13 protein-coding genes are annotated in these 13,368 nt (G+C 46.9%); all 13 read right to left on the reverse strand.

Features of this window, described 5'->3' with window-relative positions:
* Positions 1 to 807: 807 nt before the first annotated feature.
* The 13 genes from ACJJI4_RS06105 to exbB all read right to left on the reverse strand — a co-directional run bounded on the left by ACJJI4_RS06105 (position 808) and on the right by exbB (position 13,337).
* On the reverse strand, positions 808 to 1,881 hold the full coding sequence (locus ACJJI4_RS06105; protein WP_444927413.1) for a hypothetical protein: 1,074 nt from the start codon (positions 1,879 to 1,881) through the stop codon (positions 808 to 810).
* Positions 1,878 to 2,579 (reverse strand): OmpA family protein, encoded by a 702-nt coding sequence (locus ACJJI4_RS06110; protein ID WP_444927414.1) that lies wholly within the window; start codon positions 2,577 to 2,579, stop codon positions 1,878 to 1,880. The genes ACJJI4_RS06105 and ACJJI4_RS06110 overlap by 4 nt, the downstream gene beginning before the upstream one ends.
* Positions 2,572 to 3,882 (reverse strand): MotA/TolQ/ExbB proton channel family protein, encoded by a 1,311-nt coding sequence (locus ACJJI4_RS06115; RefSeq protein ID WP_413665221.1) that lies wholly within the window; start codon positions 3,880 to 3,882, stop codon positions 2,572 to 2,574. The genes ACJJI4_RS06110 and ACJJI4_RS06115 overlap by 8 nt, the downstream gene beginning before the upstream one ends.
* Positions 3,882 to 5,114 carry a class I SAM-dependent methyltransferase gene (locus ACJJI4_RS06120; protein ID WP_444927415.1) on the reverse strand — a complete coding sequence of 411 codons (1,233 nt, stop codon included), beginning with the start codon at positions 5,112 to 5,114 and terminating at the stop codon, positions 3,882 to 3,884. Before ACJJI4_RS06120 ends, ACJJI4_RS06115 begins: the two co-directional genes overlap by 1 nt.
* 70 nt (positions 5,115 to 5,184) lie before the next feature.
* A complete protein-coding gene (locus tag ACJJI4_RS06125) occupies positions 5,185 to 5,799 on the reverse strand; it encodes a bactofilin family protein (RefSeq protein ID WP_444927416.1) in 615 nt (204 codons plus the stop codon).
* A 1,064-nt stretch (positions 5,800 to 6,863) separates the two neighbouring features.
* A complete protein-coding gene (locus ACJJI4_RS06130; protein ID WP_444916728.1) occupies positions 6,864 to 7,163 on the reverse strand; it encodes a hypothetical protein in 300 nt (99 codons plus the stop codon).
* A 302-nt stretch (positions 7,164 to 7,465) separates the two neighbouring features.
* On the reverse strand, positions 7,466 to 7,738 hold the full coding sequence (locus tag ACJJI4_RS06135; RefSeq protein ID WP_444927417.1) for a helix-turn-helix transcriptional regulator: 273 nt from the start codon (positions 7,736 to 7,738) through the stop codon (positions 7,466 to 7,468).
* Positions 7,739 to 8,229: 491 nt separating this feature from the next.
* Positions 8,230 to 9,015: a PhzF family protein gene (locus ACJJI4_RS06140; RefSeq protein ID WP_444927418.1), complete on the reverse strand. Its 786-nt coding sequence runs from the start codon at positions 9,013 to 9,015 to the stop codon at positions 8,230 to 8,232.
* 182 nt (positions 9,016 to 9,197) lie between these two features.
* Positions 9,198 to 9,926, reverse strand: coding sequence for a hypothetical protein (locus ACJJI4_RS06145; RefSeq protein ID WP_444927419.1), 729 nt, complete (start codon positions 9,924 to 9,926; stop codon positions 9,198 to 9,200).
* A 534-nt stretch (positions 9,927 to 10,460) separates the two neighbouring features.
* Complete coding sequence (locus tag ACJJI4_RS06150; protein WP_108732723.1) at positions 10,461 to 10,877, reverse strand: YbaN family protein; 417 nt, start codon at positions 10,875 to 10,877, stop codon at positions 10,461 to 10,463.
* 239 nt (positions 10,878 to 11,116) lie between these two features.
* Positions 11,117 to 11,953 (reverse strand): energy transducer TonB, encoded by an 837-nt coding sequence (locus tag ACJJI4_RS06155; protein ID WP_444927420.1) that lies wholly within the window; start codon positions 11,951 to 11,953, stop codon positions 11,117 to 11,119.
* On the reverse strand, positions 11,950 to 12,384 hold the full coding sequence (locus ACJJI4_RS06160) for a biopolymer transporter ExbD (protein WP_444927421.1): 435 nt from the start codon (positions 12,382 to 12,384) through the stop codon (positions 11,950 to 11,952). The genes ACJJI4_RS06155 and ACJJI4_RS06160 overlap by 4 nt, the downstream gene beginning before the upstream one ends.
* Complete coding sequence (gene exbB / locus ACJJI4_RS06165) at positions 12,384 to 13,337, reverse strand: tonB-system energizer ExbB (protein WP_444927422.1); 954 nt, start codon at positions 13,335 to 13,337, stop codon at positions 12,384 to 12,386. Before exbB ends, ACJJI4_RS06160 begins: the two co-directional genes overlap by 1 nt.
* Positions 13,338 to 13,368 lie beyond the last annotated feature (31 nt).

A 13,368-nucleotide genomic window follows, 5' to 3' on the forward strand; every position in this document is an offset into this window, starting at 1 on the left:
TCTCCATCTTGCTATAGAACGACTGGTTTAGCGTCGAATGTGCTCGGTGTATTTCTCGTCGAGTAGTACCTTTTTATTTGGCTTGGACACAACTGCAAAAGCAGGAGTTATCATGTTTCGGTTTTTGTAATGCATGTATTGCTAATCAAGTTACTCTTCATGAAAGTTAGGTTCAAGAAATAAATGCAACACCTTTCCAAATTTTGTCTTAGTTTGTGAGTTATTTCTTTCGGGGGTGTTTATTGTCCTGGGGTTTGTGTCCTTTGTGAGGTGGGTTCCCTTTTAATGTCCTGTAGTGTGGTTTTTATTAATATTGGCAATCTTGGAGATGGTCGTATCGAGTATGATTTCTAGGGTAGATTTTTTGGTCTTTTAAGTCGGTTTTTCTGTGATAGATATTTTGGGCTAATTGTATTTTTTCTGGTTTTCTATTGGTTATTTTCTATAGGGATAGCTTTTGTAAAAAAAGTAATCTACAGTAGAAAATCTTCTACATGTGTAAAGAATGAAGGGGTAGTGTGACCACATTATCTAATACTGCATCCCCTTACGGCACTCCGAGCTAAAAAGTTTAATTTTTTTTGTGGCTTATTTGTAGCCACATTTTTGGTCAAAAGTCTTGAGGTTCTTGGAATGGTTTTGTTGGATCCATAAATTGAGGAGGTGCTAATTCTCGGTGGGGTAGAAGAGAATAGATTTTAATCTGGGTTGATCTAGTGATGTAGAGAGCTACAAGATGAAATAGAGTTGCCAGTTTGGCCGATAAGTAACAATAATAAGCTGCCCGGAGGCAGCACATTAATATGTCTAGTTGCTAAGTCCTAATTCCCGCTCAATCTGAGCCTTTCTCCAAACTGAGTAACTGGCTGGTATCTTTGCCTCTTTGGTGCCATCGGCAAGGATGGCGCGGCCGAGGTTTGGCCAGCATAGTACGGCCAATACCCTGGGCGCGATTACTTGGAAGACTTTGGGGGGCCCCATTAGGGATTTGAGTCTCTGTATTAATGGTAGCCAGGATGCGGGGACTACCTGTTCTGCGATCATCCATGAGGCCTGGGGATCACTACCCAGTTGCTTTGCCAGGGATTCGTAGCGCAATGTAGCGGCTCTTAGTGAGGCTTGGGGTGGTGCGAGTATAACGGCACGGGCCCTTCTCTCTGCACAGAGTAAGCAAATTTCTTTGGGGAGACCGCTACTTTCTGCAAGCTCTTGGTTGAGTGCCCATCCGCCAGCTTTGATATCGCATTGACAGATAGAGCACTTATATTTTGGGTTTTCAGGGGTGAATACAGAACTAACTTTTTGGGGGCGTTCGCCATTTTTCCAGATGAGAGAGTGTCTTTTAAAAAGATTGCTGGCAAAGTATCGGGTATAGGTCAGCCAGTCGATATTGGTCACATTGCCGAAACGGTCTTTGTGTACAACATCGGGAATATTGTGGCTGTAAAGGTGACGTAAGCAGTGAGGGCATGGCTTTAGTTGATCCTGGGGAAATGCCTTTCGCGCTTCGCTATAGTCACTGCTGATCCAAACCGGACCCTTATAGTTGTGCACTATTGGGCACTTGGGGTAAATATGGACTTGACCAAAAGAGTCCGGGTTTTGTTCCAGGCCAAATAAAAAAACCGGTATACCCCGGTAGCGCCAAGCCACAGGTACGTTGTCCAGATCGCTTGAATCGAGTTGCATTCCAGTACGAATGGCTTTGGCTAAGCTGTTTCGATCAGGCATTTCAGACAAGCGCTGTGCTAACGGACGTTTGCCGGCTGAGAATGAATCCCCATCGTTAATGACATAAGGTACTGATAGTGCTCGTGTGGCGCTTGGGAATGCTGTGATAGCCTGACGGTTTTGAATGGGTTGAAATTTTGTGAGGTTCACAGAGCTTCCTCAAGGATTTGCAGGATATGGCTCTCAGAGTCTCTAACTACCCTGAATGCTACCCGGCGGGAACGATCTGGATCTTCTACCCCATTCTTATCCAAAACTGGGCGAGCCGAGGAGTAACCGACAGCTGCTACCTTGGCCCGTACCAGGACGGCTTGCTGCGAAGGCAGTAATGAATGGGCATATTGCATTACGGCTCGGGAGCGTTGTTGGGAAAGTCGCAGGTTGTGGAAATAACCAGCTTCCGGTGCGGATTGATCTCCCCATTCAGAGCTTGTGTGCCCTTCGATTTGGATTGCGGCAATGGAATCCATATAGGGTGTGAGTGCTTCGATGTAGCGAGGTACAAAGGAGGACATAATGTCGCGGGCATTGTCGCTCAGGGTAAAATCACCGGTTTTAAATAGGGCATCACTGTTATTAAAGGAGATGGCCAGGGTTTGCTTATCCAGAGACGCCCCCCAACGAGTTAAGTCGTGGGCAAATTCCTGTTGCAGAGTTTGATAGATGGCCAACTGGGTGTCCCGGTAAGACTCTGCGAGTTCGCGGATCTTGGCGCGTTCGTCGATAAGGGAGCGCATTACAAAGACGGCAATACAGAGAAATACCATCATCAGGCCAGCCATCATGTCTGATAGGCTAATCCATTGACTATCGCTAGAGTCACTACTGGCTTGCGTGCTTTCAAACATGCGCCTCTCCAGTGACTCTCTGAGCTTGCGCATCGATTCTCTTCATTTGCTGGATGAGCTGACGGAAGTCTCTGGAGAATTCACCGCTTAACGTGCCAAGGGCATCGCCCATCGCTGCCATAACACTCTCTACTTCATCGCGCAGACGTTCATCCAGAAGTTCATATTGACGCTTGATACTGACATCGGCATTACTAAGATCGCGAGTAATCACTTGTGACAATTCGGTAATCATCTGGTTGTGAGTTTTGGCGATCAGCTGAGCTAGCTCGGCCATGGATTCCCGGTGACTGGTAGCCTGCTCGTGAATTGCTTTAGAGAAGTGGTTGGGGTCCATACTGGTAACCACATCGGCCAGGGCTACGACCTTACTGGTTCTTTGGTCGAATACTTCCGCCTGGGTCCTACTCAGGGAGATCAGGTTGGAAACCTGGGCCCCCAGTTGCTGTTGAGCTTGGTCAATTCCTCGGGTGAGCGCTTCAAACTTGGGCGCAATATCGGGGATCGATTGCTGTAGAACTTCAATAGAAGCTTGTTGCTCATTCAGCATGATTGATATCTGCTCTGCGTGATTGCGCTGCTGCTCTACCAGGGTCGGAATCACGTTGAAAATTTCTGGCAGCTCAGTAATACGCTGGTGTAACAGCAGAAGGTTTTCCTGAGCACCATTAATTTCATTGAGAAGAGTTGCAGTTTGGTCGCGGTAAATAGTTGCGAGTTCTGCGTGCTGCTGATGCTGATCTATTAGGGCCTGCAGGGCAGGGGATACGGCCTCCAATTGCTGGGTAAACTGCTGTAGGTTCTCACCCATCTGGGCATTCAGGCCGCTATTAAACTTTTCTACAACTGCAGTGAGTGACTGTAGGACTTCATCACTAATCTGTCGCTGGAATTTTGCCAGATCTTCGCGCTGACCATTAATAGCCTGCAGTATGTCATCCGCTGTCGCTTTAGGGGCTTGTTCTTTAGTGAATATTTGAAAAATAGTTCGCAATATCAGGGACAGGAAGAGTCCCAAGATACTGGTCATAAAGGCGGTTTCCAGACCTTGCATCAGTTCTGAAATTGAGGTGTCAATATCGTTTAGATCAAACCCATAGATACCGATAATGATACCGATAAACGTACCTAAAATACCGAGGGCTGTCAGTAGTGACGGCGTTTCCTTTACAAAGCGGGGAAACTTGCCTAAAGGGTAGAGGATTATGGCTATAGCACCAATGGCAAGCATGACCATAAGAAAGGTGTCGGTAACCTGTTCCGCAGACAACTTGGTTAACCAGTGATAGAAAAACTGGGTCATTATTTATCCTTTACAACTTTTTGCATTGTTATTTCGTGATAAAAAGGTCCGTTGGGTATTCGCCCGGTTCCCTGGCTGAGTACTTTCATTTCCGGTAGAGATTTCACAACATCGGTGATCGTGCGGAGCTGGGGCTGCTTACTACCCGAAGCGTGAATATAGGTTCCAACCTGGCCCGACTTTTGAATTTCAAATACACCACAGTTAACGGGAAGCTTGTTTTGTTTGAATAGCAAAAAGTGCATCACGCCACCATCACTGAGATATTGATACAGGGCCTTAGTGATCGATTGTATTTGCTCGGTGGAAAAGAAGTTGAGAAGGTCCCAGAGGAGGATGCAATTGAGATCCTTTGGCAGAGTTGCCTGTCGCAACGCGGCCTGAACGGCTTCTTCAAATGGCACTTTTCTGCTGGTTTGCCAAGCGAGCGATGAGTAAAAATCAGAAATAAACAGTTCGCCCACCTCCCTTTGGAGGTGCTCCATATTTCTCCCAGCCTTTTGCCCAATATCCAGAACTTTGCTGACCGGTGAGCGCTTGATGTGAGTCAGGGCGGTGTCCAGAGCGGTTAGCGAAATATTAGTAAGGCGGTTTTTCTGGAAAGCGGATACCGCTGCTGATGATCCACTGGCCATTACTGAAGTTGGCGATTTTACATTGCCATACTCAAACATTAATTCGATAAGGTCTTTACGCATCCCCTCTCTCTGTAGCAGTGAGGAGCGCAGGGAGAAGTTGCCCATAGTCTTCATTAAATTCAGGGATGAGTACCTATAGGTGGGCAGTGGTTCTTCCAGGTGGAGCGGTTCTGTATTGAAGGTAAAGCCAGAAAGGCGCTTAAAATCCGCGGGCCCCTTGGGCATAGTGCCGGTGTACAGCATTGTATGGAAAATGGTACGCGGCTTTAAGTGGGGTCGGATTTCCTCAATGAGCTTGGTAATAAGCTCAGGCTCCATAAAGTTGAATAGATCCCAGCAGAGCACCACATCAAGCTTGATTCGTTGGGGCTTTTTGGTGAGATATTCAGAAAGCTTAACGGCCCTGACTTCTTTATCGAGGGCAGAAGTATCCAGTAGCAGACTGCGTAAATCTTCGATAAATGTCTGGCAGGAGCGCTCCAATAAAGGCTGTGTGGTGCCAAACGAAAGGCATCCCAAATCTAAAACTTTACTACCTGGTTGAATGACTTCATCCACCAAAGCAGCAATACCAAATGAATGATGCTGCAACATATTTCCCACACCAAAACTAAAGCCCCGGCATTAGCCGGGGCCCATATTGAGGATTAACTAAGAAGGTTTCCTAGCTTTCCTCAGCTTCTTCTTCGGTCTCTTTAGTGCCGAAGAGGTAGTCGCTGGTGTCGGACAGGCGAGAGGAATCGCTCGTGCTAGTGCTGCTGGAGGAGTAGGTAGAGCTGCCGCGAGTACGGGCTGCGGGCTTCTCTTCTGCTGCGGGCAGGTCTGGGTGTACCAGGCGATCAGAGAATTCCTTGTGGCGCTCTTTCATTTCGGAATCGGTATCAACCATGTCCATGGAACCACGGAATTTACCGCCGTCGTCCAGCTTGATTCTCGGTGCAATCAGATTGCCATTAACTTGTGCAGTGTTGCGGATTTCGATCAACTCATCGGCAAGGGCGTCGCCATCCAAGGTGCCTTCTACAACAATATTTTTTGCGTGGATATTGGCAGTAACTGCACCGCCAGTGCCAACAGAAAGATTGTGGCCAACCATGATCACGGTACCATCAACAGTACCTTCCACGTGCAGATCTTCGGTGCCGATCAGCTCGCCACGAAAGTTAATACCTTCACCCAGCACTGACTTGGAGCCTGAGCCCGAAAGAGTTGATTGCTGCTCAACAGCGCTCATGCCCGCTAAAAATGGTGTGGAGTCATTGCTTTTGTCAGTGCTCATAGAAATAAGTCTCTCTGTTTAGAAAAGTCAGCTGTTGCGTCGATTGCACCGATAACCGTGGTTACAAGGTTGTCGATACGTTGGGTTTTTGTTAAATCAGAAAATCAAAATTTTTAAAAGTGATAAGGCACTTTTTAATGGCGGGTACGGATTATTTTGATACTGAGTAAAACCTATCAAAACAAACGTCCCTACATTTATGTCAATTTTTTTTCTTTGCTGTGAGTGTTTTGCTAAAAAAGAAAATTAGACTATCAGTGCTTTTGGTCACCTAAAATATCCCTGTCTCTGCCTTTTCCCTATTGTGCACATACCTTAAGAACGACTTCCTTTGTCCTTTTACAGTTTTCGTCTCTCTCGTAGAGTTGCAATGCCCGTTTTCTCGTGCTTGCATCAAGGTGAAGAAGAGTCTCTTCTGACCTTAACCTACGATCGATTTTTGCGATTGCTGTTGATATCGCTATATTCCCGCTATTTGCTTCAGGCTCGACCTGTAAGTAAATATTTACTTTCTTTTGTGGAGGGCATACTTCTAATTGTCTGCTGATGGGTATCGAGCCTATTGGCACAAAACAATATATGATTGGAATACTACCTACAGCGAGCTTACCAGCGTTTTCGGTCTGGCAATCAATCAAGCTGACCTCGACTTGAATGCGCTGAATTTAGCACGGATTGCATGCTAAAAGTGTGACTTGTAGCACCTTTTGGTCGTGATGATCGTCGTTTCCTGTTTTTTAATCCGCTAATGATTTACGGCTTAAAATATTGTTGCAATATGCGATGTATTCCTATGTAAAGAATTGTTTATGTTGGCATTTGGATTAATGTCTGAGCCTAGCATTCTTGCGCTTTCAAAATTCTATCCTAAATGTAAGTGTGCACTTATTTGCAATGACTATTGGGTGTCCTCAGGAAGGCTGTTTTCACAGGGTGGAGCTGCAGGCAGTTTTTGCTAGGATATATGTCACTCACCGCATACCTCTCAGTCCCACCTACAAAAAGGTAGGCCCAAGAGATATTTTTTGGTGGCGTTGGCAGGGGTGCCAGCCTTGTTGGGCTGGCTAAATTTCAGGGGTAATTTGGATTTTAAACGGAGTTCCGTTTGAAGTTTTAAACTCTACCTCTGCAGCTTGGTTGAACCCTGTCACCAGAATGGGACTTGCTATCTGCTTGTAACCACTAGAAGCCCCAAATTCATATATTTTTGTCTGCAATCGAATTTGGTTTTCAGAAACTTGTTCGGCAGATACCTCGAACCTAAGTGTGTTTTCGATTTGGATTTCGCTTTCATCTCCTTCGTTATTGAGGAGGCGGACGGAGGCCAGGTTCTCGTTTCTGGTGCTGGCATCTATCTTAAGCATTATTGGAGAAGCTGACGATAAGGAGGTATACAAGAGCAAAGTCGTACCTAGGGAGTCTCTGAATAACTCCATAATGCCTCTGCGGGTCTTGAAGGCTGCAGATGTTAGGCGCAGCTCGCCGCGAATGGCCTAGTCCTTTGCAAGAGCTGCAACGCAGCAGCTGTGGCCTTCAAGGCCCGCCCTTCGGGGCTTGCAGAGCGATTCACACTCCGCGTTGCGACTTCTTGAAAGGTCTAGACATTCCTGCGAAGCCGCGCCTTGATTGTGAACCGCTCTGCATGCCAGAGGTATCACGGAGTTATTCAGAGGCTCCCTAGGGCCAATATTGCGGTGAGATATTTTCTGCCCTGCTTGGCTATTGATATTTTTGGGTTTTCCTGAAGGATTATATCTATGGGCTTCAGTGAAAATGCTGAAGATATTGCTTTTATTGAATCTTGAGAGGCATTTCCACTTTTTTCTATCCGTTGAATGGTTCTAAGGCTTAATGATGCAACATCGGCTAGTTGTTGTTGACTCCAAGCCCTAGTTGTTCTCAGTTTAATAATTTTCTTTGAGTTAACTTTCACTTCCATACTTCTGCCCTCTGAAAATAGAGCTCCATTTTCAGGGGGACAGTCCTTATTGGTTACGATGTTCTTGCGACACCTACCTGACAGCTATATGACTTTGTCCAAATAATGGACTATTTGTACGACTTGCGCTCAATGGTGGGCGTGTTTGAAGGTTAGGTGATTCACTGATGTACTACAAGGGGCGCACAACCTTTAACTATTGCCTGGATCCACATTCTGGGTCGGGAAGACATCTATAGGCTCTAAGTTCTCACTTTGAGATAAGTAAAAAGCTAGGGAGTTGAGTCAGGTTGTAACTGGAGGTTCGGATAGTAGCTTTTCTGTTTTCTTGGGGGGGAAGGTTACCGCTAAGCAAAGCCAAAGAGCTTTCAATGAGAATATGTAGCAAGATGACTTATGGAGCTTCTGAACAATTCCGTAATATCTCTGTGAGCCAGAAGCATCACGGATTTATTTAGAGGCTCCTTATATAAATTTAACGCTCCAAGCTATTAAATCTTAATACTGCCGTGAAGATAATCTACAGCGCCTCCCTTAAGAGAGACTCTGTTACTATGCAGTTCGCAGTGAATTAGTCCAGTCCGCTTGGAGAGTTGCTTAGCTAAAAGTACATCCTTTTTAAATTGTTGGCTCCAATATGGTGCCAGTTGACAGTGCGCTGACCCTGTCACAGGATCTTCGTTTACCCTTAATTTTGGATAGAAGCATCGGCTAACGAAATCAATATCATCACTCATCCCAGGAGCGGTAATGACAACTCCTCGTTTATCCAGCTGGGAAAGTTTTATAAAATTTGGTTTTACAAATTTTAGATCGGTTTCGCTACCCAATACAGCTATATAATCATATGCACACAGAACTTCTCGCGGAGTGATGCCAAGGCCATCAATAAGAGCATCTGGTGCCTCTGTGGATACCGGATTGCTAGCCGGAAAGTCCATACTATAGACAACTCCCGATCTCTGGACTAACAGTGGGCCGCTTTTTGTATCAAACTGGATGGTTTGGCCTGAGTATCTTAAATGAGTAAATAGAACGTGGGCAGCTGCGAGTGTGGCGTGGCCACATAAATCTACTTCTGCCTCAGGAGTAAACCATCTCAGAGAAAAGGAATCTTCATTTTTAACAAAGAATGCGGTTTCAGAGAGGTTGTTTTCCTCAGCTATCTTTTGCAGCGTCTCATCCGCAAGCCAGTTATCAAGAGGGCACACAGCAGCAGGATTACCTTCAAATACCTCGGAGGCAAAGGCATCTACTTGATAAATTGCTAGTTCCATTAGTTTTTTCCTTGAGTAATAGATGCTATTTTCGGTCAGTATAAAATTATTGTGATAGTTGGTGTGTTTATGCCAGATTGCTTTGTGGTACCAATTTTCTAAGGCTAAGGGAAGCTAGGATACTTATACCTGGGTGTCCTTTAGGGCGGGTCTACAAAGTCCACAGAGATATAGCTAATTATTTACAGGCTCTCTAACTGCGCAAAGCGACGTTCGTAATAAAGCAGGCCGTTGGATATACGCATAATCTCAAGAAGGTCTCCAGAAGAAAATCCAACAACAATTTTAATCGGTGCTTCTTCACTGTATTGGAGAAGTTGTTCGTTTTTGCAGAGTTCTCGTGCTAGTAGGGATGTATAGCATAAACTGAAACCAATGTATCCGTCTCTATTTAGGTGTTTCGGCTTGTTAGCTCCTTTACACAAGGCTGCAATATTTCTCAAATATCTCGAGCCCAAATCAGAATTCGAATATATCCAATCCCGTCTGCTTTTAAATAGTTGAGGAAGTAGTGTTAAGCTGATATCCGAGAATTCCCGGCCGATACTATCTCTGAATTCACGCAGCTCGAAATATAGGACTGAAGGAGGAAGCGAGTCCCCAGCAGCTACCAGTTCTGTATCGAACCATGTTTGGGCTAGGTCAAGTTCATCAGTTCCTAGCATAGTGGGCAGCTTTAGCCATGCCAAATTGGGGGTTCGGCTATCAGCCCAAAAAGAAAGGTTTTCAAGGCCGTCTTGGATGGATTCGTTTTTTTCCAGCGTATCGAAAATCACTTCATAGTATTCAGCTATAGACAAACCCCGAACTCCTTTCATATCCCATTTTTGCTCAGTATATCGATCAAGCAAGCCAGTGGGGACGTTTTTGGCTTTTCCTTCTGATTCAGCAGTATGTGCGCTGGGGCGCAATCTAAAACAACCATCCCGTTCGAAATGAAATTCCAACAAAAGCAAAGAGAACGGACAGCACTGTAACTGGGATAATATGGTATGCCAGCGCAGTGAGATTTTTTGCAGAAAGATTTGGAATGATTCGCAGCCTTGCGTCAATTGCCAGTAAGAAAGTGCATGCCAAAAGAATCAGTTTGAAGGATATCAGGCGAGAAATTGGATTGGAGAAGTTGAGCCACTGAGATAAGTCAGGCATTAGGGTATATGAGAGATATAGCCCGGAGAGTATTTGGATGAGCAGGGCGGGGATGCCAATCTTTTCGTAGCTGCTTTCAAACCGGGAAAGAAAAGCTACATCCTTATCCCGTAAAACTTTGGGTAGTATTGTGCAGGCAAGTATCAGATGCCCACCGGTCCAAATTGTTGCACCTAGAAGGTGAAAAAAAAGTACTACGTTGTACATCCTGTCCCCCAGACAAATCCTTGTTGGGGGACTATAGCGCTAAAATCTACGGGTGTCTGCTGCCAAATAGGGGTAGAAAGTAGCGTTGTCTACTCCCTGGGTTCCGGCCGGGACCAAATCCAGTAGGCGCCGCAGCTGATGCCGCCAATGGTAAAGCAAAGAAGGTAAATATTACTGATATGAAGGATGGCAAAAGCTAGGGATATAGCCATTGTCAGGCTGGCCAGTAACTTGGTTCTGCGGCTTACATAACCACTGCGCCAAGTCCGCAATAGATGCCCAAAGAGATGGTGTTCTTCGATCCATTGGTGCAGGCGCTGGGAGCTGCGTGATGCGGCCCAGGCACCGAGGACAATAAATACAGCCGACGGCAAGCCGGGAAGAATGGCTCCGATAATGCCAAGGGCGATAAAAAAGCAAGCAGCGGCGCCCCACAGCCAGCGCATCCAGCCCTTTGCCAACGGCGGGGTGTAGGACATTACGCTGTCTTCAGTGGATTCTTTCATTCGGTACCTCTACCTTCTAGCTTATTGCAGTAGTTGTGCATCAAAAGTAACAATATTTGTCCGCTTGGTCTGCTTGCTCATAAGCAGTTTGCCCAGCACCTAGTAAATAGAGTCAGCAGGCCGATAGGTCGCTAGTGCAGGGTAACGGATTATGTGGATGATTTCCTCTGTCCAGGGAGGTGACTTTCTGGTTTATGTGAAGCTAGGCCTCCCAGTTCTGAGAAAGCAATTTATTTTGGTTAACGAATAAAAAATTCGACCGGAACGGCCATTGTCAGAGGATCACCGGGTACCTCTTCTGGTGGTCTGGGCAGTGGTTCTGCCCTGCGCACCAAGGCCACGACTTCTCGGTCGAGAGACGATATGCCACTGGCTCGATGCAGCTCAACCTTTAGTACTTTGCCTTTTCTGTCCATCGTGAATTGTACCCAGGGAATACCTTGTTGACGCCGTATTTGGGCGCTACGGGGGTAGCGTTTTCTTCGCTCAAGGTGAGCCTGTAATTGGTTCTGCCAGGTTAATCTGGCTTGTGATTCCCTCTGGTTCAAGGCGCCCACTTCCGGTGCCGCAACTTGCTCTGCTTCTGCTACATCTGCCGCGAGAGGGGCTGATGTTTCTTCAACAACAGTTTCTCCAGTAGCCGCTCCACTGGAGTCTTGTTGCTGTGCGATTTCCTTCTCTTCCACTGGCTCAGGGGTCTCTTCCTTTTCCTCCGTGGGGGGCTCCTCTTCGGGCTTCTCAATGGCAATTTCCGAGGGGGCTTCTGGCAAAATAACAGGCTCTGGCTGCGCAGAGGTTTTTTGTGGCTCGTTGCTCTGCTGGTTTGCGGGAGAGGATTCCTGTTGTTGGGGACCTACCGCTAGCGACGTGGGTGGTGCCACTGGAGCGGCTACCATACTGACTTCAAATACCTGTGGTGCTGCAGCAGGCGGCAGCGCCAGTTCGGATTTAGGCTGCCATAAAAAATAGACGGCAATAAGTCCGTGAAGGGCTAGGGCGCAGCAAAAGGCGCAGAGCGATAGAAGAAATCGCGGACGCTTCGCAGATTTTACCTTCGGGCCGGCCAAGAGGCTCATTGGTTTACGGTCGCCGGTTTATCCAGACCTACCAGAGCGATTTTCTGGTATCCGGCACTGGCAAGGCGATTCATCAGGTCCATCAAATCCCCATATTCCACTTTGCTGTCGGCACGCAGCAGGATTTGCTGTTCTGTGCCAATTTCATTTGCCTGGAGTTCAGCAGCTAAGTTCTCCCGCACAATAACTTTGTCCTCACCGAGAGTCAGGGTGAGGTCCTTTTGCAGGGTGAGATATTTCGGATCTTCTGCCTGGGGTTGTTGTGGAGCTATCGCCGAGGGTAGATTGACGGGCACGCTTACAGTGGCCAACGGAGCCGCAACCATAAAAATAATTAGCAATACCAGCATCACATCGATAAAAGGTGTGACATTGATATCGTGTTGTTCGGGCAGTTCTTCGCTATAGCCGCTGTTGAGATTGAATGCCATTAGTTGACGCCCTGAACCTGCGGTACCGCACGCTTTTTATTTTCGGCAACCAGTTCGGCGAGCGGGCGAGCATTTGGGTGGTGGCGATCCAGGTCGCGACTAATCAGTACCATTAGGGCGGTGACGTTATCGGCTAATACCGCGCGATAATTGCCGATAGCCCGGGAAAAGTAGTTGTAGATCACTACCGCCGGAATCGCAGCAACCAGGCCGATCGCAGTTGCCAGCAGGGCTTCCGCAATACCTGGAGCCACCACGGCCAGGTTTGTGGTTTGGGTTTTTGCGATACCGATAAAGCTGTTCATGATTCCCCATACCGTACCGAATAGACCGACAAAGGGGGCGACGGAACCGATGGTTGCCAGAATCCCGGTGCCACGGTTCATGTCGGTAGCGAGAGAAGCCTGGACTCGTTCCAGGCGAGCCAGAACACGCTCTTTTAAGCCGTCATCTGACACTGGGCCACCAGAGGATAGCTCGAGTTCGTGGCGACTCGCTTCTACCAATAGCAGGGCTCCGCCGGTTTGGCCTGAAAGCTTCGATTCGGCATTGGCGAACGTATTGCTTTGGATCAGGGTTGCCAATAATTGTTTGGCCTTGCGACGTGTTATTACCAGCTGCACGGTTTTAAAAAGCCAAATCGCCCAGGTTAAAACAGAGGCCAACAGTAGGCCGATCATTACGCTTTTAACGACGATATCTGCAGCGTGATACATTCCCATGGGAGATAAATCGTGTGCGCTGAAAGCGGTATCTCCGACGTTGGAGGTTGCAGTCGAGGTAGAGTTGTCTTGATTTTCTTGCAACCCCACGGAGGTTTCCACATCTCCCCCAAGAACTATTTCTGTATTGCTTTGTTCGCTTGAGTTGGAATTATTTTCCTGCGCTAAAGCCGGTAATGGTCCCAATGTGCTGCCTAGCAGGCACAATAAAATTACAGTCCAGATTTTCATTACCGACTCCTGGCTTCAGGTGAAAAATAAA

It is taken from the genome of Microbulbifer maximicatervae (SeqCode) (assembly GCF_052467305.1).